This is a genomic window from Sphingopyxis sp. CCNWLW2 (assembly GCF_037095755.1).
GTDB lineage: Bacteria > Pseudomonadota > Alphaproteobacteria > Sphingomonadales > Sphingomonadaceae > Sphingopyxis.
The window spans coordinates 1201284-1224652 of the sequence record NZ_JBAWKJ010000001.1 but is presented as its reverse complement, the minus strand read 5'-3'; the positions used below and the strand labels follow the sequence as shown (position 1 = coordinate 1224652).

The following is a 23369-nucleotide window of genomic DNA, read 5'->3' as shown; positions in this document are numbered from 1 at the left end:
TCTCTTCATATACATATTAAATAATATTGTGGTGGTTTGTAGGTCGGCGGACAAGCGCGGCTTTAGGCCGGGGCGTCCTTTTTGCCAACAGCTTGACTCTGGGCCTGGCAAGTTGGCGCGCAGAGTCGTTTGTCGCTGTCCCCCTAATTCACAGCCTGTGGATAAGATTCATCCCTTGTGGATAAGCGGTGGAGCGGAATCGACACGGCCGGGGATGAATCGCGCATGCCGAATTCATCCCTGCGCTTATGCCAAAACTTATCCACAGGGCGGTAAAACGCTTCGCGACTTGCCTTTTTCGGGAGTTTCCCGCCATGGTGCCGCGATGGGCCGGCTCCACTTACATCTCATATCCGACTCCACGGGCGAGACACTTGAAAATATCGCCAAGGCGGCGATCGCGCAGTTCGACGATGTCGAGGTCGTGCGCCATTTCTGGCCGATGGTGCGATCGGAATCGCATCTCGACCGGATCATGGCCGAAGTGCAGGCGAGCCCCGGGATGATCCTCTTCACGCTGGTCAACGGCGAGCTGCGTGTCAGCCTCGAGCGCCGCGCGACCGCGCTCAACCTGCCGACGGTCGCGGCGCTCGACGCGGTGACCGACGCACTGTCGCGGATGCTCGGCCAGGAAGCGAAGGCGCGTCCCGGCCGCCAGCATGTGCTCGACGCCGCCTATTTCGCGCGCGTCGAGGCGATTCAATTTACCGTCGCGCACGACGACGGCATCGGCTGGGAAAATTGGGAACAGGCCGACATCGTGCTTGCGGGGGTGTCGCGCACCTCGAAAACCCCGACGAGCATCTATCTCGCGAACCGCGGCTTCAAGACCGCGAATATTCCGATCGTTCCCGAATCGCCGCCGCCGAATGCGCTGTTCAGCTTGAAGCGCCCGATGATCGTCGGGCTCACCACCGGGCTCGATCGACTCGTGCAGGTACGCCGCAATCGCCTGCTCTCGCTGAACCAGGCGCCCGAGACGAGCTATGTCGACGACGAGCGCGTCAAGGCCGAGCTCGCCTATGCGCGTCGCATGTTCGCCGACAATGGCTGGCCGGTGATCGACGTGACGCGCCGCTCGATCGAGGAAACCGCCGCCGCGGTGATCAAGCTCGTCGAAGATCGTAGCGCCGCATGACCCTCCTCCTCGCCTCGCAAAGCAGCGGCCGCGCCGCGATGCTCCGCGCCGCCGGGCTCGACTTCGAGACGAGCGCCGCGCATGTCGACGAAGAGGCGCTCACCGCCTCGCTGCTCGCCGCCGGGCAGACCCCGCGCAACATCGCCGACGCGCTCGCCGAGGCGAAGGCGGTCAAAATCTCGTCGCGGCTTCCGGGTGTGACAGTGCTCGGCGCCGATTCCACCCTCGCACTCGACGATGGCTCGATGCTCGCGAAGCCCGAAAGCCCCGAGGAGGCGGCCGAGCATCTCCGCCGCATGGCGGGCACGCGCCACCGTCTGTTCAGCGCCGCGGTCGCCGCGCGCGACGGCGCCCCCATCTGGCGCGCGATCGGCGAGGCGAAACTGTGGATGCGCCCCTTGTCCGACGCCTTCATCGCCGACTATGTCGCGCGCGAATGGGACAGCATCCGCTGGACCGTCGGCTGTTACGAAATCGAAGGAGCGGGCGTGCAATTGTTCGAAAAGGTCGAGGGCGACCCCTGGACCATCATCGGTATGCCGATGCTCCCCCTGCTGGCGTGGTTGCGCACCACCGGATTGGCGTCGCAATGAGCACGCCCTATGCCCCCCCTTATGCCGAGGTGATTGGCGATCCGATCGCCCAGTCGAAATCGCCGCTGATCCACGGCTTCTGGCTCGAAGCGCTTGGCCTCGAAGGCGACTACCGCCGCGCGCATGTGAAGCCCGAAGGCCTCGCTGCCTATATCGATGAGCGCCGTACCGATCCCGACTGGCGCGGCTGCAATGTCACCATGCCGCACAAGGCCTCCGTGATGGATCTCGTCGACGATCCCGGCGACATTCGCGGCACGATCGGTGCGATGAATACGATCGTCCGGCAAAAGGACGGATCGCTGATCGGCACGAACACCGACGCTGCCGGTTTCTATTCGCCGCTCGCCGCACTCGATCTCGAGGGCGCCCCGGTCGCGGTCGTCGGCGCCGGCGGCGCGGCGCGCGCGGTGCTCTTCGCCCTCGCCCGCGCGAACGTCGGCCCCGTCACCATCCTTAATCGCAGCCCAATGAAAGCGATGGGCCTGCTCGCGACCTTCGGCCTCAAGGGCGAAGTCGTCGCGCTCGATGCGCAGCTCCCGCCGGTATCCTTGCTCGTCAATTCGAGCAGCCTCGGCATGAAGGGCCAGCCGCCGCTCGAGCTCGACCTGTCGCCGCTCCCCGACGATGCGATCGTCTACGACCTCGTCTATTCGCCGCTCCAGACCGGCTTGCTCAAGGCGGCCGAGGCGCGCGGGCTCGATACCGTCGATGGGCTCGACATGCTGATCGGCCAGGCCGCGCTCGCCTTCGAGCTGTTCTTCGGCAGCGCCCCGCCCGAGGGCCGCGACGAGGAGCTGCGCGCGCTGCTTACGGCATGACGCATCACAAGCGCCCCGGCTCGCGGCTCCGCCGTCCCTTCATCCTCGGACTCACCGGGTCGATCGGCATGGGCAAGTCGACCGCGGCGATGATGTTCGAACGCGAAGGCGTGCCCGTGTTCGACGCCGATGCCGAGGTCCACCGGCTGCAAGGCCCCGGCGGCGCGCTCGTCGCCGCGATCGAGGCGCGATTTCCCGGCACCACTGGCGCGAACGGCGTCGACCGCCAGAAACTCGGTGCGCTGGTGCTTGGCAACACCCACGAACTCGCGGCGCTCGAGGCGATCGTCCATCCGGCGGTCGGTAAAGCGCAGAAACGGTTTCTCGCCGAGAATCGTGCGCGCGACGTCGTCGTGCTCGACATTCCCCTGCTCTTCGAAAAGGGTGGCTGGCGAAAGGTCGGCGCGATCGCCGTCGTCTCGGCGCCGGCTTGGATGCAGCGCAAGCGTGTGATGCGCCGCCCCGGCATGACCGCGGCGAAACTGAAAGCGATCCGCCGGCTGCAGGTTCCCGACCGCGTCAAGCGGGCGCGCGCCGATTTCATCATCGAAACGGGCCGCCCGAAAAGCGAGACGCATCGCCAGATAAGATTTATCGCCTCTTGTTTCCACGCCCGATAGGGTCCAGATTATGGCTTCGATGCGCGAGATTATTTTCGATACCGAAACCACGGGTTTCGACCCCAGAAGCGGGGACAGGCTGGTCGAAATCGGATGTGTCGAGCTGGTCGACCGCCGCGAAACCGGCGTCACCTTTCACGCCTACTTCAATCCCGAACGCGACATGCCCGCCGCGGCCGAGGCTGTGCATGGCCTGTCGATCCAGTTCCTGTCGGACAAGCCGCTGTTCGCGACGCGCGTCGACGAACTAATGGAGTTTCTGGGCGACGCGCCGCTCGTCGCGCACAACGCCGCCTTCGACTTCGGATTCGTCAACGCCGAGCTCGCGCGCGCTGGCCGCCCCGCGCTCGACATGACGCGCATGTGCTGCACGGTGCAGATGGCGCGCAAACTCCACCCCGGTGCGAAACACAGCCTCGACGCGCTATGCACGCGCTATGGCATCGACCGTAGCCACCGCATCAAGCACGGCGCTTTGCTCGACGCCGAACTGCTCGCGCACCTGTACATCGAAATGACCGGCGGCCGGCAGATCGGCCTCGGCCTCGCCGCCTCGGGCGCGAGTGTCACCGTCTCGAACGCCTCGGCGCCCGCCGCATCGCGCGGCACCGACCGTCCCTTTCGCGAACCCCGTCCCCATATGGCGTCGGCCGCCGAACTCGCGCGGCACGCCGAATTTGTCGCAGGGCTGAACCAGCCGCTGTGGCTCGATACGGTGTGATGACACTCCCTTAAAGTCATCGCACCGGCCCAGAAGGAGAAGAAAAATGGAAATCCGCGTCTCTGGCCACCAGATCGAAACCGGCGAAGCGCTTCAGGCGCATGTGTCGGACCGGATGAACGCGATTGCCGACAAATATTTCTCGCGCGCAATCGGGGCGCACGCGACCTTCGGAAAAGGACCGCACGACAGTTTCCAGTGCGACATCGTCGCGCATGTGATGCAGGGGCTGGTGCTGAAGGGGCACGGCCAGGCGCAGGATGCGCATGTCGCGTTCGAAGGCGCCGCCGAGCGCATCGAAAAGCAGCTCAGGCGCTATATGCGGCGATTGAAGGACCATAACAACGGCGTGGCGGCACCTTCGCCGACGGTCGACGAGATCGATGATAACGCCAGCTACATCGTCTTCGACGGCGGCGGCGAAGAGGATGCGGGCGATGCGCCCGCGATCATCGCCGAAACGCGCGTCGATATTCCGAGCAGCAGCGTGTCCGACGCGGTGATGATGCTCGACCTTCGCAACACCAACGCGCTGCTCTTCGTCAACAGCAAGACCGGCACGCACAATATGGTCTATCGCCGCGACGACGGGACGATCGGCTGGGTCGAACCACGATAGGACTGGATTTTCTCCGCCATCCGGCTTAAGGGCCGCGCCCAACGATGCCCGAAGCCGGGTTGGCGGGGGGCCTGCCACGACAGATCCGCGATCGCCTGCCAGCATGTTTTCTGGCGGCGGCCGGCGTTTAACAAGATTTGATCAGACAATGAATCTTTCTTCCCTTCTCTATCCGGCGACCGTGCGCGCGCATGTGCAGCTCGATTCGAAAAAGGCGCTCTTCCCCTTCGTGGGCGATCTCGCGGCGCGTTCGCTCGGCCTCGATGCGGGCGAAGTCAGCGAGGCGCTGCTCGAACGCGAACGCCTCGGCTCGACCGGATTCGGGCGCGGGATCGCGCTTCCGCATGCCAAGATGGCCGATCTCGGCGGCGTGCGCGGCCTGTTCCTGCAACTGGCGCGTCCGATCGACTTTACCGCGGTCGACGGCCTGCCGGTCGACCTGCTCTTCATCCTGCTCTCGCCGCTCGATGCCGGCGCCGATCATCTGAAGGCGCTCGCGGGCGTGTCGCGGATGCTCCGCAACGACGCGATCGCCGAACGGCTGCGCGGCGCGAAGAGTGACGAAGCGCTGTATGCGATGCTCGCCGACACCGAAGCGCGTGACGCGGCCTGACATAAGATTCGTGCCCCTGCGAAGGCAGGGGCCCATCTCCAAAGCTATCCTTGTCACCCGCCGGTTTCTTGACTCGCGACGGCAGGTGATGGGCCCCTGCCTGCGCGGGGGCACGGCGAATTTGGTATGACCCGCCTCAAAAGCCGTTTCCTCGTCGACCTGCTGCTTCGCCGCACCGAAGCGGCCGGCGGCTTTGCGACCGTGGTTATCAAGGGCGACGAAACCTCCGGAATCATTCTCGTCCAATGCAGCGATCGCGGTGAAGCGGGACCGCTGCTCGAACGCCGCTTTTCGGCGGACGGCCACTATATCTGGGAGGAGGTCGGTCCGGCCGACGCAAAAGATGGTGAATCGCGGGCGATCTATCAGGCTCGGCGGCGAAAGGCCGATCCCGATATGTGGCTGATCGAACTGGATATCGCAGATGCGCCACAACTCGTCGCGGAGTGGGCCGCGTTAACTTGACTCTGTTGCGGCGCACAATAAGTGCCGCCCATTCGATAACGCGTAGGTCGTTCCGCGGGTTGCACTGCTTTGCAAGCACCCGGCAAACGGTTTGGACACGCAGTCGGACGATGACCGCAGGCGGCGATACAGGACCTTAGTCCCCCGCCTGTTTTGAGAGGTTCGGTTCATCGGCCGCACTTTTGACGGACAATATGAGTCGCATTCTGAACGTAGCCGGCATGGCTGCCGTCGGCATGACTGCCGCCTCCATGCTGCTTTTGGCGGAACCGGGCTTTGCAAGCGATCTTGCGGCCGACGCCAATATCCCCACGATCATCCTGCCGGGCGCCGACGCGCCGGTCGTGGCTGAAAAGGCGGATCTGTCGACCACAGCCGAAGCGCCGGTCGAAGACAATAGCAAGACCGACGAAGAACCCGCCACCGAGCCGAAGCCGGCCCCGGTGACCGCTGACTCGACCGCCGATTCGCTCGCCGAACTCGTTGCCGAAACGCCCAAGCCCGCCGACATCGACGCCGAACTGCGCTGCCTCGCCGGCGCGGTCTATTTCGAATCGCGCGGCGAATCGCTCCCCGGCCAGCTCGCCGTCGCGCATGTCGTGATCAACCGCGCCCAGTCGGGCCGCTTTCCCAAGAGCCTGTGCGGCGTCGTCCACCAAAAGAGCCAGTTCAGCTTCGTGCGCGGCGGCCGGATGCCCGCGGTGCGCAACGCGGCGCAGTGGAGCAACGCCGTGGCGATCGCGCAGATCGCCCGCGACGGCAGCTGGAAGAACCACGCCCCGGGCGCGCTCTTCTTCCACGCGCGCTACGTCTCGCCGGGCTGGCGCAAGACGCGCATCGCGCAGATCGACAACCACATCTTCTATCGTTGATCGGATGGGCGCGATGTAGATCGCGCCCTCCCCTTTATCGTCACCCCGGACTTGATCCGGGGTCCATCTGCGCCACGTCGATGGATGCCGGGTCAAGCCCGGCATGACGGCGCGATAGGCCGTTCATTGCCAAGCCATATTTGCTGGCGCATGATGTCCGGATGACGCGTCAAATTTCCGTCGCCCTGCTCGCTGCAGCGGCGCTCGCTCTCGGTGGCTGCGCCACCGCGGTCCCCCCGGTTGAGGTCACGCGCTTCCACGCCAGCGCGCCTGCGGGCTGGGCACCGGGCACGCGCTATACGGTCGACACCGCGCCGCTCGGCAATGCCGGGGCGATGATCGACGCGCCCTCGCTCGAATGGAACAGCTACCGCACCGCGGTCGAGCAGCAATTGCAGCGGCAGGGACTCGTCGCGGCGCCCGACGGCGCCCGCGCGCCCTTGAAGGTGCGGATCGGTTTCGAACGCATGAACCGTGAAGGCGTCGGCAGGCGTTCGCCCGTCTCGGTCGGGGTCGGCGGTTCGACGGGCAGCTACGGGTCGGGCGTCGGACTCGGAATCGGCCTCAACCTCGGCGGTGGTCCGAAACGGATGGCCGATCTCCAGCTCGCGGTGCGCATCGACGATGCCGCGAGCGGTCAAGCGTTGTGGGAAGGCCGCGCGCTGACCGCCGTCCCGGTGAAGGCGCCCGCCAGCCAGCCCAGCCTCGCCGCGGCGAAATTGGCCGACGCGCTATTCAGGGACTTCCCCGGGGAATCGGGACGCACTATCAGCGTCAAATGACCATCAGCATCAACGCCGCTTTCGACAGCGGCAATATCGTCGTGGAAAATGTCGACGGCACGTCGGCGCGCCTTTCGATTCGCAAGGACCGCGAATCGGACTTTTTCCAATGGTTCCACTTCCGCGTCTCGTGCGCGGTCGGCGACGCGCTCGACCTCGCGATCACGGGGCTTGGCGATTCGGCTTATCCCGATGGCTGGCCGGGTTATGCCGCCTGCGCGAGCACCGATCGCGAAACCTGGTTCCGCCTCGATACGGCTTATGAGGCCGGCACGCTGACGATCCAGCACACGGCCGAAAGCCCGATCCTCTACATCGCCTATTTCGCGCCCTATTCGATGGAACGCCATCACGACCTCGTCGCCCAGATCGCCGAATGCGAAGGCGTGACCTACCGCTGCCTCGGCACCAGCCTCGAAGGCCAGCCGATCGACTGCCTCGAACTCGGCACGGGCGAGACGCAGGTGTGGCTTTATGCGCGCCAGCATCCGGGGGAGAGCATGGCCGAATGGTGGATGGAAGGCGCGCTCGAAAAGCTCGTCGATCCCGCCGACCCGCACGCGCGTTCGCTGCGCGCGAAATGCCGCTTCCACATCGTCCCGAATATGAATCCCGACGGTTCGTGCCGCGGGCATCTGCGCACCAATTTTGCCGGGGTGAACCTCAACCGCGAATGGGATAATCCGACCGCCGAACGCAGCCCCGAAGTCCTCGTGGTGCGTAACGCGATGGATGAAACCGGCGTCGACTGGGCGATGGACATCCACGGCGACGAAGCGATCCCCGCGGTCTTCCTCGCGGGCTTCGAAGGCATTCCGTCGCTGAAGCCCGAGCAGACCGCAAAATATAAGGCGTTCGAAACCGCGCTCGCGGCGAACACCCCCGATTTCCAGCTCGACCTCGGCTATACCGAAACCGCGCCGGGGCAGGCCAACCTCTCGATGTCGACGACGCAGGTCGCCGAACGTTTTGGCGCGGTGTCGATGACGCTCGAAATGCCGTTCAAGGACAATCGCGACCTCCCCGACCCTGTCGCCGGCTGGTCGCCCGAACGCTCGAAGCTGCTCGCGCGCGCGTGCCTCGCGACGCTGGACCAGCTGCTGTGACGGGAGCCTGGCGGATCGTCGAGGATGATCTGTCGGGCGCCGCCATCCGTGCGCTGCTCGAGCAACATTTCGCGGGCATGGTCGCGAACTCGCCGGCCGGAAGCTGTCACTTCCTCGATTTCGAGGGCCTCCGCGCCGACGGCGTCACCTTCTGGTCGATCCACCGCGGCGACGAGCTCGCGGGCTGCGGCGCGCTCAAGATGCTCGATGGCGCGCACGGCGAGATCAAATCGATGCGCACCGCCGAACCCTTCCTGCGGCAGGGCGTCGCCGCGCATATGCTGGGTCATATTATCGATATCGCGCGGACCCGCGGCCTCGCGCGTCTGAGCCTCGAAACCGGATCGAGCGGCGCCTTCGAACCCGCGATCGCGCTTTATCAGCGTTACGGTTTCACCGAGTGCGAGCCCTTCGCCGATTACCGGCCCGACCCGTTCAGCCGCTTTATGACGCGCGTACTTTAGGTACGAAAACGGGGCCCGGAAGGGACTCCGGACCCCGCAACTTCGTTCGATCGGGCGCCCTTTACGCGGCCTTCTTGTCCTCGATCACCGGCGCGCTGCCGCCGATCGCGATCTTGTGCGGCTTCATCGCCTCGGGAACTTCGCGCACCAGGTCGATCGCGAGCAGCCCGTCGGCGAGGTCCGCCTGTTCGACGCGCACGAAATCGGCGAGCTGGAAGCGGCGCTCGAACGCGCGCGTCGCGATGCCGCTATAAAGCAATTGGCGCGCCTCGCCCTCGGCTACCGGCGCCTTGCGGCCGCTGACGGTCAGCATATTCTGCTGCGCGGTGATGTCGATCTCGTCGGACTTGAAGCCGGCGACCGCGACGGTGATGCGAAAATGGTCGTCGGCGAGTTTTTCGATGTCGAAGGGCGGATAATTTTCGGCGCCCGAACCGCCCGTTTCGAGGAAATCGAACAATCGGTCGAACCCGACGGTCGAACGGCGATAGGGGGTCCAGTCGAAACTGTTACGCATGGATCTCTCTTCCTTTACAAAGCGAAGCAAGGGACCGCGGGGAACGTCCCGCGATCGCCGCCCGGCCCCGTGTCGGCGGCCGGACAGGGTCAATCTGGTAGCCGGCGAAACCATTTCAAGAGCGCGGTTGGCGTTCGGCGAAAACCCGCGCTAAAGGGCGGCGTCTCTCTCCAGCGCAAGGATCCGAAATGCCCCAGCTCATCCTCATCCGTCACGGCCAGTCGCAGTGGAATCTCGAAAACCGCTTCACCGGCTGGTGGGATGTCGATGTCACCGAAAAGGGCGCGGCCGAAGCGATCGCCGCGGGCGAGCTGATGAAGGCGAAGGGCATCGCCCCCGACACCTGCTTCACCTCGGTCCAGTCGCGCGCGATCAAGACGCTGAACCTGGCGCTCGAGGCGATGGGCCGCCTCTGGCTCCCCGTCACCAAGGACTGGCGCCTCAACGAGCGCCATTATGGCGGCCTCACGGGGCTCGACAAGGCCGAGACCGCGGCGAAGCATGGCGACGATCAGGTCAAGATCTGGCGCCGCAGCTTCGACATCCCGCCGCCGCCGCTCGAAGCCGGCTCGCCGTGGGACCTGTCGACCGACCCGCGCTACGCCGGGATCGATATCCCCGCCGCCGAAAGCCTCAAGGACACGATCGAGCGCGTGCTGCCCTATTATGAAGCCGCGATCGTCCCCGAACTCGCCGCGGGCAAGACGGTGCTGATCTCGGCGCACGGCAACAGCCTGCGCGCGCTCGTCAAGCATCTTTCGGGCATTTCGGACGCCGACATCACCGGCCTCGAAATCCCGACCGGCCAGCCGATCGTCTATGACCTCAACGACGATCTCAGCGCGCGCGAGCGTTATTATCTGAGCGAGCGGTAAGACCGTGTACCCCGGCGAAAGCCGGGGCCCAGTGCTTCCGTAACCATGGGCCCCGGCTTTCGCCGGGGTTCACGGCCGTGATACCTAAAGCGTCCCCGTCACCGTCAGCTGGAAAAAGCGCCCGAACTTGCGCAGCCGGCGTTCGCTGAACGCGACCGGCCCGTCGCGCCGGTCGGCGAACACCGTCCGGTCGAACCCGTCCTTCATCCCCGCGAGGTTGCGGTACGACAGCTTCACCGTGAAGCCCGCGACATCCTTATGCTCGACGAAGGCGGTGACGAACGGCCCGTCGGTATATTCCTTCTCGATCGCACCGAGCCGCAGGTTCGGGCTGAACTGCTCGTCGAAATAGCCTGCACCCCACGCCAGATTGGTGTGCGGAATGTCGTGACGCAGGCTCAAATCGACGAGATATTCCTGCCCCGCGCTCTGGTCGCGCCACAGGTCGGTGAGCGGGTCGCGCACGCGGTTGCGACGCAGGGTGATATCGCTGTTGATCCGCGCGCCCGTCCATCCCAGCGGGTCGAGCAGCAAGGTTGCCTTCGAACTGATGCGATAAAGATGCGCGGGCGGCAAATTGCCGCGTCCTTCGGTGGTCGGCGACAGCGGCACCTGGTCGACGAGGTCCTGCGCATAAGCATAAGCGAAGGCGACCGACGCATTGCCCCACGCGCCCATATCCTGCACGACTTCCAGCTCGGTGCGATTGAGGACGGGCGGCACGAGCTGGCCGTTGCCGCCATTGCCCTGCCCGTTCGCGACATCGACCGAACTCGCGAAATCGAAAAAGTCGAGCTGGTCGACGCGGCGCTGCACGAACCAGTTGATCGTCGTCTTGGGCGCCACCTTCCACGCCAGCGCCAATTTGCCCTTCGGCCGGACGAAGCGGCGCGTCAGCCCGCCCGGCCCCGACGAGCTCAGCTCGCTATATTCGGCGCCCAGATTGACCTGCGCGGTCAGGTTCGACGCGAGCGCGCGCCCCCAGGTCAGCGATGCCTCGCCGCGCTTTTCTTCGACCTTGGTGCGTTCGCCGCCGAAGATGACGGGCCGGAAACTGCCGTCGGCTTGCAGCACCGCAAATTCGGAATCGACGTCGAGCGTGTTGTACGCGCCCTCCAGTGCAACCTGCCAGTCGGTGCCGCCGCCGGTGCGCCAGCTATATTCGCCGCGCAGGATCGATTCGCCCTCGTCGGCGGTCTGCTTGAACCGCTCGCCGGTGCGTCCGCCGATTTCGCGATCGACGATAAAGCTGTCGACGAACGGACTATGCTCAAAACGATAGAGCGTGATCAGCTTCAGCCGCCCCTTGCCCAGCCCCAGCTCATAATCGCCGCCGATGTCGAAATTGGCTTCGTCTTCGGTAAACTTGAACGCCTCGCGCACAATGCCGTTCGCCGGCCGCTCCGACACGCTGTCGACGCGTTCGTCGAGCAGCTGCAGCTGGCCGCCAAGGTTCAAATTCCATTTGTTGCCGTTCGCCGTGGTGCGCGCGAGCGCCGCCGACAGCCGCGGCCGCTCGCCATCATAGGCGCCGAACTCGTCGCGCGTGAACAGCAGCGCGCCATTGCCGTCGTAAACGCGCTCGGGCCCCCAATGACCCTTGCGTGTGGCTTCGTTCTTGAGGCTCAATGTCAAATTGGTGCCGCCGAGCTTGCCCGTCGTCGAAATCTCGCCGTTCAGCCAGTTCTTCTCGAGCCGCGGACGCCATTCGGGCTGCCAGCGGATCGTCGTCTTATACCCGCCGCTTCCCGCACCTGCGACGAGCACGACATTCGCGACCTGTCCGGTCAGCCCGGGGACGTTCAGCCCGGCGCCGTCGACGATGTCGATATAGGCGACCTCGGCCGCGGTGATCCGTGCCAGCGCGGTGCGCGCGTCGGTCGATTTGTTCGCGATGCGCTCGCCGTTGATCAGCACATTCTCGGTCGCCGCGCCCAGCCCGCGCTCACCGCCGTTGGTCCCGGTGACGATCAGGAAGCCCGGCACCTTTTCGACCATGTCGAGCGCGGTGCGCGGCGCGAAACGCGTGAAGTCGGCGGGCGTATAGCGTTCGGCGCCATTCACCGGAACGGGGATCGCCGGCGGCGCGTCGCCGGTGGGTTCCTGCGCCGCGGCGGGCGCGACCGACAGCAAAGCCAACAGGATCTGCGATGATCCGTGAAATACGGCCGACATAATTCCCCCTCGCGGCCGCTATCGAAACCGATGGCCTCCCCAATCGCGAATAGTTCGCAATAATTATCTTGTTATAATATGTCTACCAACGGGCAGCAGGCCTCGACGAGCGTCGGTTACGACGCCCGATACTGGCGGCCATCGGCTTCGCGATCAGTCGCGCAGTAACTCGTTGATTCCGGTTTTCGCGCGCGTCTTGGCATCGACGCGCTTGACGATCACCGCGCAATAGAGCGACGGCCCCGGCGTCCCGTCGGGCAAAGGCTTGCCCGGCATCGCGCCCGGCACGACGACCGAATAGGCGGGGACTTCGCCGATGAAGACTTCGCCCGTCGCGCGGTCGACGATCTTGGTCGACGCGCCCAGATAGACGCCCATCGACAGCACCGCGCCCTCGCGTACGATCACGCCCTCGGCGACCTCGGCACGCGCGCCGATGAAGGCGCCGTCCTCGATCACCACCGGCCCGGCCTGCAACGGTTCGAGCACGCCGCCGATCCCCGCGCCGCCCGACAGATGGACGTTGGCGCCGATCTGCGCGCAGCTGCCGACGGTCGCCCAGGCGTCGACCATCGATCCCTCGCCGACATAGGCGCCAATATTGACGAAGCTCGGCATCAGCACCGCGCCCTTGCTGATATAGGCGCCGCGGCGGACGATCGAACCGGGTACGGCGCGGAAGCCCGCGTCGCGGAAACGATTCTCGCCCCAGCCGGCGAATTTCGACGGCACCTTGTCCCACCAGCGCGCGCCGCCGGGACCGCCCTCGATCAGTTCCATGTCGTTGAGACGGAACGACAGCAGCACCGCTTTCTTCAGCCATTGGTTGACCTGCCAGGTTCCGCCCGCGTCGCGTTCGGCGACGCGATAGCTACCGTCGTCGAGGCCGGCGAGCGCGGTCTCGACCGCTTCGCGCACCGCACCGGTCGTCGTCAGCCCCAGCGTGTCGCGGTCATCCCATGCGGCTTCGATCGTCGATTGCAGGTCGGTGGTCATGAAATTCCCCATGGTAAAGGCAGATTGTCGAGCCAGTCGGCGATGTCGGTCGCGTGAAAATCGACATGCTCCGGTAGGTGGTCCCGATGACCGCTTTCGCTGCCATTGTCCAGCCAGACGGTCGTCATGCCGAGCGCTTTGGCGGGCGTCAGGTTGCGCGCCATATCCTCGACGAAGACGCTCTTCGCCGGGTCGACTCCCAGATGCGAAATCATCATCGCATAGGCTTCGGGATCGGGCTTCGGCGTATAGCGCGTGACGCGGATATCGCAGATGCCGTCGAACAGGTCGGCGATCCCGCGCGCGTGAAGCACGCGCGCCGCATAATCGGCATCGGCGTTGGTGAAGATCAGCTTGCGCCCCGGCAGGCGTTCGAGTCCGGCGCGCAGCCGCGCATCGACGCTCAGCCGGTCGAGCGCAATGTCATGGACGTCGACCAGAAAATCCTCGGGGTGCACGCCGTGGTGCCGCATCAGCCCCGCCATCGTCGTGCCATGGTCGTGGAAATATTGCTTTTGCACGCGCCGCGCCTCGGCGGCGTCGACATTCAGCAGCCGCATGATGAAGGCGCCCATGCGTTCGTCGATCAGGTCGAACAGCCTCGCCGACGGCGCATAGAGCGTGTTGTCGAGATCGAAGATCCAGCTGTCGATATGGTCGAGCGGCGCGGGCATGCGGCGGCGCATAAAGGCTGGGGCGTATGGGGGCAAGCGGAGGTGAAAAAGTCCTCCCTGTGGCGAAGCCATGGGGAGGTGGCAGCGCGAAGCGCTGACGGAGGGGCCAATGCGCAACGTTTCCGGCCCCTCCACAATCCGCTTCGCGTACGGTCCCCCTCCCCATCGCTTCGCGACGGGGAGGATCGGTTAACCGCATGATGCTACCCCTCCCCCCTCCGCCGCGCTAAAAGGCGGATATCAGGGCAAAGGGAAACGGCGATGGTCGAGGCGAACCGACGCAGCAACATCCGGCGGATGGTCGCGCGGCCTTTGCCCCTGCTGCTCGGCATCGCCGCGCTCTCGCTCGCCGCATGTGGCGGCGGTGGCGGTGCGCGGCCCTCGCCGACCCCTGCCCCGCCGCCCGCCCCTGCCCCGGCGCCAACCCCGACCCCCACGCCTACACCTGCTCCGACCCCGCCGCCGGCGGGCAATTTCGATACCGCCGAGACGCGCCGTTCCGACGGGGTCAATTTTCACGGCGCGATCACCGCCTATCAGGCGGGGGCGACGGGGCAGAATATCCTCGCCGGCGTCATCGACGACGGGATCGATCAGGACAGCCCCGAATTCGCCGGCCGCATCTCGTCGCAATCGATCGACCTCGCCGGATCGCGCGGCATCAATGGCGAAGGGACGCACGGCACCAATGTTGCGCAGCTGTTGCTCGGCGGAAAGAATGACGTCGGCACCTTCGGCATCGCGTTCAACGCCAACCTGCTCGTGCTGCGTGCCGACCGGCCGGGCAGCTGCGCGACCGAAGACCCCTCGAACGACGAAAGCGGCTGCCGCTTTCCCGAAACCGCGATCGCGGCGGGGCTCGACCGCGCGGTCGGCGCGGGCGCGCGTGTCGTCAACATCTCGCTCGGCGGCGAAGACCCGCCCGGCGCCACCTTGCGCGCCGCGGTCTCGCGCGCGACCGCGGCGGGAATCATCGTCATCGTCTCGGCGGGCAATGACGGCGACACGACCGCGAACGGCAATGACCCGAACAATCCCGACCGCTTTGCGCAGGGGCTTCGCGATGCCGGCGGCGGGCTCGTCGTCATTGCCGGATCGGTCAATGAAAATGGCGCGATCTCGGGGTTCAGCAACCGCGCGGGCGGCTATGCCGGCTCTTATCTTGGTGCGCTCGGCGAGGGGGTATGCTGCGCCTATGAAAATGGTGCGCTCAAGACCGAGGGCAATTTCGTCTTCGTTTTGAACGGCACCAGCTTCGCGGCGCCGCAGGTTGCGGGCGCCGTCGCGCTGATCGCGCAGGCCTTTCCGAACCTGTCGAGCCAGCAGATCGTCTCGCTTCTCTATCAATCGGCGCGCGATGCCGGTGCCGCGGGCGACGATGCGGTGTATGGCCAGGGCATTCTCGACATTGCGCGCGCCTTCCAGCCGATGGGCGCCACGTCGCTCGCGGGCACCGCGACCGCGGTCGCGCTCGATGCGCCGCTGGGCGTCCTCGGCGGTCCGATGGGCGATGCCGGCGGGGCGGGAACGACGGGTCTTGTTACCGATGGCTTCGGCCGCGCTTTCGACGTCGATTTCGGCGGTTCGCTGGCGTCGCGGCGGCCCGACTTCAAACTGTCGGGCGCGATCGGCGGGCTGATACGCCAGCAAAGCGCCGCGAACGCGTCGTTGGCGCTTTCGCTCGTCACCGCGCCCGGCACCGGCGGCACCGACGCCCTCGCCGGCCTCTCCTTCCACGACGCGCAGCGCGCACGCACCCTCGCCGCCTCGGTGATGACGCGCCTCGACGCGAGCACGCGGATCGGCTTTGCCGCTGGCCGCGGCACCGGCGGCCTGCTCGCGGGCGAGCGCGGCGAGAACGGCCACGCGATGCTGATCGGCGATGCCGCGAACGAGGGTCTCGGCTTTGCCGCAAGTCCCGGAATTGGCACGATAATTCGCAATAATATCGTTCATAATCAATATGTTAATGTGATACTGGAGAATGGCTGGGTATCGGGCTCGCGTTGGCAGGACGACCCCCTCCTCCGCTACCGCTCGCGCCATGACAGCCGCTACCAGCGCGTCGGCGCCGCGTGGGACGCGCGCTTCGGCCCCGTCAGCACCGCGCTCGGCGCCAGCTGGCTCCGCGAATCGGACAGCCTCCTCGGCGCCCGCCTCGGCCCGATGTTCGCCGCCGGCGGCGCGACCAGCCTCGTCGGCGACGCGAGCTTCATCCTCGATATGCGCGATGATTGGAAAGTTGCGGCCGCCTGGCGCCAGATGTGGACGCGCCCCGACCAACGCGGATTGATCGCGGGCGGCACGCTCTGGTCGACCGCCTTCTCGTTCGACGTCGCCAAGGCGAATCTGGTGCGCCCCGGCGACCGCGCCGCGCTCCGTTTCGCCCAGCCACTGCGCGTCGCGCGCGGCGGCATCGACCTGATGCTCCCCATCGCGCACGATTATGCGAGCGGCCGCACCGACTTCGGCCGCCGCACCTACAACCTCGCCCCCACCGGCCGCGAGCTGGTCGTCGAGGCGAGCTATGCGCTGTCGCTGTTCGGCGGCGAACTCATTGCGAATACATGGTGGCGGCGGGATCCCGGCCATATCGCCACGATGCCCGACGACCGAGGCGCAGCGCTCCGCTTTACGATGGGCTTCTGATCGGCTTTAACGCTCCCCAAAGGTCAAAACAGGGGACGCCAAAATGAAGCCGATTCAAATTCTTCCGCTCGCGCTCATCGGCGCGGCGCTCGCTACGCCGCTCGCCGCACAGGCGCCCGCGCGCACCGTCATCCACGCCGGGCAATTGCTCGCCGAACCGGGCAAACCCGCGCGCGGCGCCTCGACGATCATTGTCGAGGGCGGCAAGATATTGAGCATCGCCGACGGCTATCAGCCCGCCGACCCCGGCGCGACGCTGATCGACCTCAAGGACAAATATGTCCTCCCCGGCCTGATCGACAGCCATGTCCATCTGACCAGCGATGCGGGCGGCATCGCCGGTCAGCTCGAGGAGATCACGCTCAGCCCCGCGGCGCAGGCGTTCAATGCCGAGGCGAACGGGATGAAGACGCTGCGCGCGGGCTTCACCACGGTGCGCAACCTCGGCGACGGCGACGGCGCAACCCTTGCCCTCAGGGATGCGATCCTCGCGGGCAAGGTGCAGGGGCCGCGCATCGTCGATGCGGGCAACAGCATCTCGGGCAGCGCGGGGCATATGGACGGATCGCTTGGCTATCGCGACGAGCTCCGCCCCTTCTTCGCGGGCGCGGGCAACACCTGTAACGGCGCCGACGATTGCCGCCGCGCGGTGCGGCTCCAGATCGGTCGCGGCGCCGACGTGATCAAATTCGCTTCGACCGGCGGGGTCAACAGCCGCATCGGCGCCGGTCTCGGCAAGCAGATGTTCGACGACGAGGCGCAGGCGATCGTCGACACCGCGCATCTGTTCGGCAAGAAGGTCGCGGTCCACGCGCACGGCGCCGACGGCATCCGGCTCGCGATCGATGCTGGTGCCGATTCGATCGAACATGGCACGATCCTCGACGAGGCGACGATCGCGGCCTGGGCGAAGTCGAAGACTTATTATGTGCCGACGCTGTCGACGGTGAACGGCTACAAGGAACGCCTTGCCGCCAATCCCGACGCCTATGAACCCGACGTGCTCGCCAAGATCAAATGGCGCATCGAGATCACCGGCAAGAGCCTCCAGCAACTCGTCCCGCGCGGCGTCCGCATCGCGTTCGGCACCGACGCCGGCGTGTCGAAGCACGGCCGCAACGGCGACGAGTTCGAATTGATGGTCCAGCACGGGATGAAGCCGGCCGAGGCGCTGAAGGCCGCGACGGTCAACGCCGCCGACCTGCTCGGCCTGTCGAACGAGATTGGCACGATTGCGCCGGGCAAGAGCGCCGACATCATCGCGGTGGCGAGCGACCCGGTCGCCGACGTGCGCGTGCTGAAGAAGGTCGATTTCGTGATGGCGCGCGGGACGGTGGTCGACTGAATCAGAGCGCCGCCCGAAGCTTCAGCCAGCGATCGCGCTTCGCCGCGAAGCCGATCGTATGCGCGGCGCTGCTCGACGGGAGGTCGATGACGGCGACTTCATCGAGCGGCGGCAGCTGCTTCCGCCCGATCGCCGCAGCCTTGCCGCCGTTGAAGGCGATCATGCACAGGTCGGGCAGATCGGCGACCAGCGCCGCGAGGTCGTGCGCCTCGGCTTCGCGGATCAGCGAGTCGCTGCTCATGTGCCGTTCGGCGCTGCGGATCACGTCCCACAGCCCGACCTTTGCCGCGCGCAGCGCGACCAGCCTGTCGGCATAGGGCAGGTCCGCGAGCGGCTGGCCGATGACCGCGCCGAGCAGGCGCCAGAACTGGTTCGTCGGATGCGCATAATATTGCTGCTGGGCGAGCGAGCGCACGCCCGGCAGGCTGCCGAGGATCAGCAATCGCGTGTCGGGCGCGACGTGGGGCGCAAAGCTGGTGTGGCGAACCGCGGGCATGGGCGACCGATAGCCCGCCCCGGCGGGCGCAACAATATTGCCCGCCCCTTGACCCCGACGGGAATCGGGTCTAGGGGCCCGCTCGACCGAAAAGGGCGGTTTGCTGCCTCTTTCAGTTGCAACAGCGCTTGAACATTGCTGGCGCGGATGGAGCCTCCGGAAGATCATCACGATCCGCCGGGGTCTTTTGCTGTTATCAGGTCGGCCGTTTTTCGCCAATTTTGGCGGGTTATCGGCCGGAGCTTCATCCACCGCGGTACAGTAACCGTTCGCTTTGATGGGCGGACATTTAAAGGTGAAGCATTCATGCCCACGATCAACCAGCTGGTCCGCAAGGGCCGGACTCCCCAGAAGGTGAAGTCCAAGGTCCCGGCGATGGACGCAAACCCGCAAAAGCGCGGCGTTTGCACCCGTGTCTACACGACGACCCCGAAAAAGCCGAACTCGGCGCTCCGCAAGGTTGCGAAGGTCCGCCTGACCAACCAGCGCGAAGTCATCACCTACATCCCCGGCGAAGGCCACAACCTCCAGGAACACAGCGTTGTGCTGATCCGCGGCGGTCGTGTCCGCGATCTTCCCGGTGTGCGTTACCACGTCCTGCGCGGCGTGCTCGATACGCAGGGCGTGAAGGACCGCAAGCAGAGCCGTTCGAAGTACGGCGCGAAGCGTCCGAAGTAAGGACCGCTTTTTCGGCTATTTGATCATCCCTGGCTGCGCATGCGCCGGGATGCTGTTGTAAAAGGAATTACCTATGGCTCGTCGTCGTCGTCCTGAACGCCGCGAAATCCTGCCCGATCCCCGTTTCGGGGATGTCGTGCTGTCGAAATTCATGAACAGCGTCATGCTGGACGGGAAAAAGTCGGTCGCCGAAAGCATCGTCTACGGTGCGCTCGAGTCGGTCGAAACCCGCGCCAAGAAGGAACCGCTCGGCGTGTTCCACGAAGCGCTGGCGAACATCCGCCCGAACATCGAAGTCCGCAGCCGCCGCGTCGGCGGTGCGACCTATCAGGTTCCGGTCGAAGTCCGTCCGGAACGTGCGCAGGCGCTCGCGATCCGCTGGCTGATCACCGCCGCGCGCAACCGCAGCGAAACCACCATGGCAGCTAGGCTGTCGGGCGAACTGCTCGACGCGTCGAACAACCGTGGCAACGCCGTGAAGAAGCGTGAAGACACGCATCGCATGGCCGAAGCGAACCGCGCCTTCAGCCACTACCGCTGGTAAGCGCCTGCGGGACGCTGCCGCGTCTCGCAATCGTAACAATCGTTCCTATATCGGAGGCGGCTCCCAAGGCCGCCCCCCAAATCCAAGGAAAAGACCATGGCACGCAGCCATCCGCTCGAACGCTATCGCAATTTCGGTATCATGGCGCACATCGACGCCGGCAAGACCACGACGACCGAGCGTATCCTTTACTACACCGGCAAGTCCTACAAGATCGGCGAAGTCCATGACGGCGCCGCGACGATGGACTGGATGGAGCAGGAACAGGAACGCGGCATCACGATCACGTCGGCCGCCACCACCTGCCTGTGGAAGGCCGAAGAAGGCCAAGGCCCCGAGCATCGCCTGAACATCATCGACACCCCCGGACACGTCGACTTCACGATTGAAGTCGAACGTTCGCTGCGCGTGCTCGACGGCGCGATCACCGCGTTCGACGGCGTTGCCGGCGTTGAGCCGCAGTCGGAAACCGTGTGGCGCCAGGCGGACAAGTATAAAGTTCCGCGGATGTGCTTCATCAACAAGCTCGACCGCACCGGCGCCGATTTCTATTATTGCGTCCAGACGATCATCGATCGCCTCGGCGCGACCCCGGCGGTGCTCTATCTGCCGATCGGTTCGGAAGGCGGCTTCAAGGGCCTCGTCGACCTCGTCAACGAGCGTGCGATCATCTGGAAGGACGAAAGCCTCGGCGCCGAATTCTTCTATGAAGAAATCCCCGCCGACCTCGCCGACAAGGCGGCCGAATATCGCGAAAAGCTCGTCGAGCTCGCCGTCGAACAGGACGACGACGCGATGGAAGCCTATCTCGAAGGCACCGTCCCTGACGTCGCGACGCTCAAGAAGCTGATCCGCAAGGGTACGCTGGCGCAGGCGTTCGTTCCGGTCCTCTGCGGCTCGGCGTTCAAGAACAAGGGTGTCCAGACGCTGCTCGACGCGGTTGTCGATTACCTGCCTTCGCCGCTCGACATTCCTGACGTCCAGGGCATCAACCCGTCGAACGATCAGCCCGACTCGCGTGAGACGTCGGACGCGGCGCCGCTGTCGCTGCTCGCCTTCAAGATCATGAACGACCCGTTCGTCGGTTCGCTCACCTTCGCCCGCATCTATTCGGGTACGCTCAACAAGGGCACCTACCTGAACTCGGTGAAGGACAAGAAGGAAAAGGTTGGCCGCATGCTGCTGATGCATGCGAACAGCCGCGAAGACATCGAAGAAGCCTATGCGGGCGACATCGTCGCGCTCGCCGGCCTTAAGGAAACCACCACCGGGGACACGCTCTGCGCCACCAACGCGCCGATCATCCTCGAGCGGATGGAATTCCCCGAGCCGGTCATCGAGCTGTCGGTGGAACCGAAGACCAAGGCCGACCAGGAACGTATGGGCATCGCGCTCAACCGCCTGGCCGCCGAGGATCCCTCGTTCCGCGTGTCGACCGACCATGAATCGGGTCAGACGATCATCAAGGGCATGGGCGAGCTTCACCTCGACATCCTTGTCGATCGCATGAAGCGCGAGTTCAAGGTCGAAGCGAACGTCGGCGCGCCGCAGGTGGCGTACCGCGAATCGCTCGCGAAGGCCGTCGACGTCGACTATACCCACAAGAAGCAGTCGGGTGGCTCGGGCCAGTTCGGCCGCGTTAAGGTCAGCGTCGCTCCCGGCGAACGCGGCGCAGGCATCACCTTCATCGACGAGATCAAGGGCGGTAACATTCCGCGCGAATATATCCCGTCGGTCGAAAAGGGCATGCGCGAGTCGGCCGAGAATGGTCACATGATCGGCTTCCCGATCATCGACTTCGAAATCAAGCTCACCGACGGCGCGTACCACGACGTCGACTCGTCGGCGCTGGCGTTCGAAATCGCGGGCCGTGCGGCGATGCGCGAAGTGGCGGCGAAGGCCGGCATCAAGCTGCTCGAGCCGGTGATGAAGGTCGAAGTCGTTACCCCTGAGGAATTCATGGGCGACGTGATCGGCGACCTTAACAGTCGTCGCGGACAGATCCAGGGCACCGACAGCCGGGGCATCGCCCAGGTCGTCGAGGCGATCGTTCCGCTGGCTAACATGTTCGGCTACGTCAATCAGCTGCGCAGCTTCAGCCAGGGTCGCGCAAGCTATTCGATGCAATTCTCGCATTACGAAGAAGTGCCGACCAACGTCGCCGAAGAAGTGAAGGCCAAGATGGCCTGATGGGTCAAAGCCGCGCGGGCTTGCACCGCGCGGCAAGACCCTCTAAGGGCGGCGCCTGATTCAGCAGGCTCGTCCAGGACTGATCAACGCAAACATTGAACAAGAAGGTTATACCATCATGGCCAAGGCTAAATTTGAGCGGACGAAGCCGCACTGCAACATCGGCACCATCGGTCACGTCGACCATGGCAAGACCTCGCTGACCGCAGCGATCACCAAGGTGCTCGCCGAAAACGTCGCCGGCAACGCCGCCGTCGACTTCGCGAACATCGACAAGGCTCCCGAAGAGCGCGAGCGCGGCATCACCATTTCGACCGCACACGTCGAATATGAAACCGACGGCCGCCACTATGCGCACGTCGACTGCCCGGGTCACGCCGACTATGTGAAGAACATGATCACCGGTGCCGCCCAGATGGACGGCGCGATCCTCGTTGTGTCGGCTGCTGACGGCCCGATGCCGCAGACGAAGGAGCACATCCTGCTCGCGAAGCAGGTTGGCGTTCCGACCATGGTCGTCTTCCTCAACAAGGTCGACCAGCTGGACGATCCCGAGCTGCTCGAACTCGTTGAGCTCGAAATCCGCGAAGAACTGTCGAAGCGCGACTTCGATGGCGACAATATTCCGATCATCCCGGGTTCGGCTCTCGCCGCCCTCGAAGGTCGCGACGACGCCATCGGCAAGGACGCGATCCTGAAGCTGATGGCTGCTGTCGACGCGTGGATCCCGCAGCCGGAACGTCCGCTCGACAAGCCCTTCCTGATGCCGATTGAAGACGTGTTCTCGATCTCGGGTCGCGGTACCGTCGTCACCGGCCGTATCGAAACCGGCGTCGTCAAGGTTGGTGAAGAAGTCGAAATCGTCGGCATCAAGGACACCAAGAAGACCGTCGTCACCGGCGTCGAAATGTTCCGCAAGCTGCTCGACCAGGGCCAGGCTGGCGACAACGTCGGTGCGCTGATCCGCGGCGTCGGCCGTGAAGAAGTCGAGCGTGGCCAGGTTCTGGCGAAGCCCGGCTCGATCACGCCGCACACCGAGTTCACCTCGGAAGTGTACGTCCTGTCGAAGGATGAAGGCGGCCGTCACACGCCGTTCTTTGCGAACTATCGTCCGCAGTTCTACTTCCGCACCACCGACGTCACCGGCGAAGTCATTCTGCCCGCCGGCACCGAAATGGTCATGCCGGGCGACAACGTCCAGCTGTCGGTCAAGCTGATCGCTCCGATCGCCATGGACCCGGGTCTCCGCTTCGCAATTCGCGAAGGTGGCCGCACGGTCGGCGCAGGGGTTGTGGCCACGGTCACAAAGTAATATAGGGCCGCGAGCCGCGCGATTCGGAAGCGATTCGCGCGGCTCGTAGCTTAAAGAATTTTGATGGCCGATCCGGTTTCCATGCGGAAATCGGAGCAGGCCAT

24 protein-coding genes are annotated in these 23369 nt (G+C 65.2%); 19 read left to right on the top strand and 5 right to left on the bottom strand.

Going from position 1 to position 23369, the window contains the following annotated elements:
- The first annotated feature begins 325 nt into the window (after positions 1-325).
- The 12 genes from V8J55_RS05755 to V8J55_RS05700 all read left to right on the top strand — a co-directional run bounded on the left by V8J55_RS05755 (position 326) and on the right by V8J55_RS05700 (position 8814).
- Positions 326-1138, top strand: a complete 813-nt coding sequence (locus V8J55_RS05755) for a pyruvate, water dikinase regulatory protein (protein ID WP_336444716.1) — start codon at positions 326-328, stop codon at positions 1136-1138.
- Positions 1135-1731 carry a Maf family protein gene (locus V8J55_RS05750; RefSeq protein ID WP_336444715.1) on the top strand — a complete coding sequence of 199 codons (597 nt, stop codon included), beginning with the start codon at positions 1135-1137 and terminating at the stop codon, positions 1729-1731. Before V8J55_RS05755 ends, V8J55_RS05750 begins: the two co-directional genes overlap by 4 nt.
- Positions 1728-2552 (top strand): shikimate dehydrogenase, encoded by an 825-nt coding sequence (gene aroE, locus V8J55_RS05745; RefSeq protein ID WP_336444714.1) that lies wholly within the window; start codon positions 1728-1730, stop codon positions 2550-2552. Before V8J55_RS05750 ends, aroE begins: the two co-directional genes overlap by 4 nt.
- Positions 2549-3172, top strand: coding sequence for a dephospho-CoA kinase (coaE, locus tag V8J55_RS05740; protein WP_336444713.1), 624 nt, complete (start codon positions 2549-2551; stop codon positions 3170-3172). The genes aroE and coaE overlap by 4 nt, the downstream gene beginning before the upstream one ends.
- A gap of 19 nt (positions 3173-3191) precedes the next feature.
- On the top strand, positions 3192-3893 hold the full coding sequence (dnaQ, locus tag V8J55_RS05735) for a DNA polymerase III subunit epsilon (RefSeq protein WP_336445711.1): 702 nt from the start codon (positions 3192-3194) through the stop codon (positions 3891-3893).
- A gap of 46 nt (positions 3894-3939) precedes the next feature.
- Entirely contained in the window at positions 3940-4512 is a 573-nt protein-coding gene (hpf, locus tag V8J55_RS05730) for a ribosome hibernation-promoting factor, HPF/YfiA family (protein WP_336444712.1), read from the top strand.
- 148 nt (positions 4513-4660) lie between these two features.
- Positions 4661-5125, top strand: a complete 465-nt coding sequence (locus tag V8J55_RS05725) for a PTS sugar transporter subunit IIA (RefSeq protein ID WP_037514302.1) — start codon at positions 4661-4663, stop codon at positions 5123-5125.
- A gap of 126 nt (positions 5126-5251) precedes the next feature.
- Positions 5252-5590 (top strand): DUF1491 family protein, encoded by a 339-nt coding sequence (locus V8J55_RS05720; protein ID WP_336444711.1) that lies wholly within the window; start codon positions 5252-5254, stop codon positions 5588-5590.
- Positions 5591-5784: 194 nt separating this feature from the next.
- Positions 5785-6462 (top strand): cell wall hydrolase, encoded by a 678-nt coding sequence (locus tag V8J55_RS05715; protein WP_336444710.1) that lies wholly within the window; start codon positions 5785-5787, stop codon positions 6460-6462.
- Between the two features lie 161 nt (positions 6463-6623).
- Complete coding sequence (locus tag V8J55_RS05710) at positions 6624-7244, top strand: DUF4136 domain-containing protein (RefSeq protein ID WP_336444709.1); 621 nt, start codon at positions 6624-6626, stop codon at positions 7242-7244.
- Positions 7241-8350, top strand: a complete 1110-nt coding sequence (locus tag V8J55_RS05705; protein WP_336444708.1) for a M14 family metallopeptidase — start codon at positions 7241-7243, stop codon at positions 8348-8350. The genes V8J55_RS05710 and V8J55_RS05705 overlap by 4 nt, the downstream gene beginning before the upstream one ends.
- Entirely contained in the window at positions 8347-8814 is a 468-nt protein-coding gene (locus V8J55_RS05700; protein ID WP_336444707.1) for a GNAT family N-acetyltransferase, read from the top strand. Before V8J55_RS05705 ends, V8J55_RS05700 begins: the two co-directional genes overlap by 4 nt.
- Positions 8815-8875: 61 nt before the next feature.
- Here V8J55_RS05700 and V8J55_RS05695 read toward each other — a convergent pair whose 3' ends face one another.
- Positions 8876-9331, bottom strand: a complete 456-nt coding sequence (locus tag V8J55_RS05695; RefSeq protein WP_336444706.1) for an Hsp20 family protein — start codon at positions 9329-9331, stop codon at positions 8876-8878.
- Between the two features lie 188 nt (positions 9332-9519).
- Here V8J55_RS05695 and gpmA point away from each other — a divergent pair, with 188 nt between their 5' ends.
- Positions 9520-10206, top strand: coding sequence for a 2,3-diphosphoglycerate-dependent phosphoglycerate mutase (gpmA, locus tag V8J55_RS05690; RefSeq protein ID WP_336444705.1), 687 nt, complete (start codon positions 9520-9522; stop codon positions 10204-10206).
- An 84-nt stretch (positions 10207-10290) separates the two neighbouring features.
- Here gpmA and V8J55_RS05685 read toward each other — a convergent pair whose 3' ends face one another.
- The 3 genes from V8J55_RS05685 to V8J55_RS05675 all read right to left on the bottom strand — a co-directional run bounded on the left by V8J55_RS05685 (position 10291) and on the right by V8J55_RS05675 (position 14051).
- Positions 10291-12381, bottom strand: coding sequence for a TonB-dependent receptor (locus tag V8J55_RS05685; RefSeq protein WP_336444704.1), 2091 nt, complete (start codon positions 12379-12381; stop codon positions 10291-10293).
- A gap of 153 nt (positions 12382-12534) precedes the next feature.
- Positions 12535-13377 (bottom strand): 2,3,4,5-tetrahydropyridine-2,6-dicarboxylate N-succinyltransferase, encoded by an 843-nt coding sequence (dapD, locus tag V8J55_RS05680; RefSeq protein ID WP_336444703.1) that lies wholly within the window; start codon positions 13375-13377, stop codon positions 12535-12537.
- Complete coding sequence (locus tag V8J55_RS05675) at positions 13374-14051, bottom strand: pyrimidine 5'-nucleotidase (RefSeq protein ID WP_336444702.1); 678 nt, start codon at positions 14049-14051, stop codon at positions 13374-13376. Before V8J55_RS05675 ends, dapD begins: the two co-directional genes overlap by 4 nt.
- Before the next feature lie 261 nt (positions 14052-14312).
- Here V8J55_RS05675 and V8J55_RS05670 point away from each other — a divergent pair, with 261 nt between their 5' ends.
- Positions 14313-16700 (top strand): S8 family peptidase, encoded by a 2388-nt coding sequence (locus V8J55_RS05670; protein ID WP_336444701.1) that lies wholly within the window; start codon positions 14313-14315, stop codon positions 16698-16700.
- Between the two features lie 43 nt (positions 16701-16743).
- Positions 16744-18045, top strand: coding sequence for a metal-dependent hydrolase family protein (locus V8J55_RS05665; protein WP_336444700.1), 1302 nt, complete (start codon positions 16744-16746; stop codon positions 18043-18045).
- 1 nt (position 18046) lies between these two features.
- On the opposite strand, the gene V8J55_RS05660 is transcribed toward V8J55_RS05665, so the two are convergent.
- Positions 18047-18541, bottom strand: a complete 495-nt coding sequence (locus V8J55_RS05660; protein WP_336444699.1) for a DNA-deoxyinosine glycosylase — start codon at positions 18539-18541, stop codon at positions 18047-18049.
- A gap of 306 nt (positions 18542-18847) precedes the next feature.
- On the opposite strand from V8J55_RS05660, the gene rpsL reads away from it, so the two are divergent.
- From rpsL to tuf, 4 genes are all read left to right on the top strand, one after another.
- On the top strand, positions 18848-19219 hold the full coding sequence (rpsL, locus tag V8J55_RS05655) for a 30S ribosomal protein S12 (RefSeq protein WP_037515637.1): 372 nt from the start codon (positions 18848-18850) through the stop codon (positions 19217-19219).
- Positions 19220-19292: 73 nt separating this feature from the next.
- Positions 19293-19763 (top strand): 30S ribosomal protein S7, encoded by a 471-nt coding sequence (gene rpsG / locus V8J55_RS05650; RefSeq protein ID WP_037515638.1) that lies wholly within the window; start codon positions 19293-19295, stop codon positions 19761-19763.
- A 96-nt stretch (positions 19764-19859) separates the two neighbouring features.
- On the top strand, positions 19860-21953 hold the full coding sequence (fusA, locus tag V8J55_RS05645; RefSeq protein ID WP_336444698.1) for an elongation factor G: 2094 nt from the start codon (positions 19860-19862) through the stop codon (positions 21951-21953).
- Between the two features lie 118 nt (positions 21954-22071).
- Positions 22072-23265, top strand: coding sequence for an elongation factor Tu (gene tuf / locus V8J55_RS05640; RefSeq protein WP_037515641.1), 1194 nt, complete (start codon positions 22072-22074; stop codon positions 23263-23265).
- Positions 23266-23369 lie beyond the last annotated feature (104 nt).

Excerpts from the sequence above, each read along its gene's own strand:
- V8J55_RS05755 (WP_336444716.1), top strand. The coding sequence starts at position 326 with ATGGGCCGGCTCCACTTACATCTCATATCCGACTCCACGGGCGAGACA.
- V8J55_RS05750 (WP_336444715.1), top strand. The coding sequence starts at position 1,135 with ATGACCCTCCTCCTCGCCTCGCAAAGCAGCGGCCGCGCCGCGATGCTC.
- aroE (WP_336444714.1), top strand. The coding sequence starts at position 1,728 with ATGAGCACGCCCTATGCCCCCCCTTATGCCGAGGTGATTGGCGATCCG.
- coaE (WP_336444713.1), top strand. The coding sequence starts at position 2,549 with ATGACGCATCACAAGCGCCCCGGCTCGCGGCTCCGCCGTCCCTTCATC.
- dnaQ (WP_336445711.1), top strand. The coding sequence starts at position 3,192 with ATGCGCGAGATTATTTTCGATACCGAAACCACGGGTTTCGACCCCAGA.
- hpf (WP_336444712.1), top strand. The coding sequence starts at position 3,940 with ATGGAAATCCGCGTCTCTGGCCACCAGATCGAAACCGGCGAAGCGCTT.
- V8J55_RS05725 (WP_037514302.1), top strand. The coding sequence starts at position 4,661 with ATGAATCTTTCTTCCCTTCTCTATCCGGCGACCGTGCGCGCGCATGTG.
- V8J55_RS05720 (WP_336444711.1), top strand. The coding sequence starts at position 5,252 with ATGACCCGCCTCAAAAGCCGTTTCCTCGTCGACCTGCTGCTTCGCCGC.
- V8J55_RS05715 (WP_336444710.1), top strand. The coding sequence starts at position 5,785 with ATGAGTCGCATTCTGAACGTAGCCGGCATGGCTGCCGTCGGCATGACT.
- V8J55_RS05710 (WP_336444709.1), top strand. The coding sequence starts at position 6,624 with ATGACGCGTCAAATTTCCGTCGCCCTGCTCGCTGCAGCGGCGCTCGCT.
- V8J55_RS05705 (WP_336444708.1), top strand. The coding sequence starts at position 7,241 with ATGACCATCAGCATCAACGCCGCTTTCGACAGCGGCAATATCGTCGTG.
- V8J55_RS05695 (WP_336444706.1), bottom strand. The coding sequence starts at position 9,331 with ATGCGTAACAGTTTCGACTGGACCCCCTATCGCCGTTCGACCGTCGGG.
- gpmA (WP_336444705.1), top strand. The coding sequence starts at position 9,520 with ATGCCCCAGCTCATCCTCATCCGTCACGGCCAGTCGCAGTGGAATCTC.
- V8J55_RS05685 (WP_336444704.1), bottom strand. The coding sequence starts at position 12,381 with ATGTCGGCCGTATTTCACGGATCATCGCAGATCCTGTTGGCTTTGCTG.
- dapD (WP_336444703.1), bottom strand. The coding sequence starts at position 13,377 with ATGACCACCGACCTGCAATCGACGATCGAAGCCGCATGGGATGACCGC.
- V8J55_RS05675 (WP_336444702.1), bottom strand. The coding sequence starts at position 14,051 with ATGCCCGCGCCGCTCGACCATATCGACAGCTGGATCTTCGATCTCGAC.
- V8J55_RS05670 (WP_336444701.1), top strand. The coding sequence starts at position 14,313 with ATGGTCGAGGCGAACCGACGCAGCAACATCCGGCGGATGGTCGCGCGG.
- V8J55_RS05665 (WP_336444700.1), top strand. The coding sequence starts at position 16,744 with ATGAAGCCGATTCAAATTCTTCCGCTCGCGCTCATCGGCGCGGCGCTC.
- V8J55_RS05660 (WP_336444699.1), bottom strand. The coding sequence starts at position 18,541 with ATGCCCGCGGTTCGCCACACCAGCTTTGCGCCCCACGTCGCGCCCGAC.
- rpsL (WP_037515637.1), top strand. The coding sequence starts at position 18,848 with ATGCCCACGATCAACCAGCTGGTCCGCAAGGGCCGGACTCCCCAGAAG.
- rpsG (WP_037515638.1), top strand. The coding sequence starts at position 19,293 with ATGGCTCGTCGTCGTCGTCCTGAACGCCGCGAAATCCTGCCCGATCCC.
- fusA (WP_336444698.1), top strand. The coding sequence starts at position 19,860 with ATGGCACGCAGCCATCCGCTCGAACGCTATCGCAATTTCGGTATCATG.
- tuf (WP_037515641.1), top strand. The coding sequence starts at position 22,072 with ATGGCCAAGGCTAAATTTGAGCGGACGAAGCCGCACTGCAACATCGGC.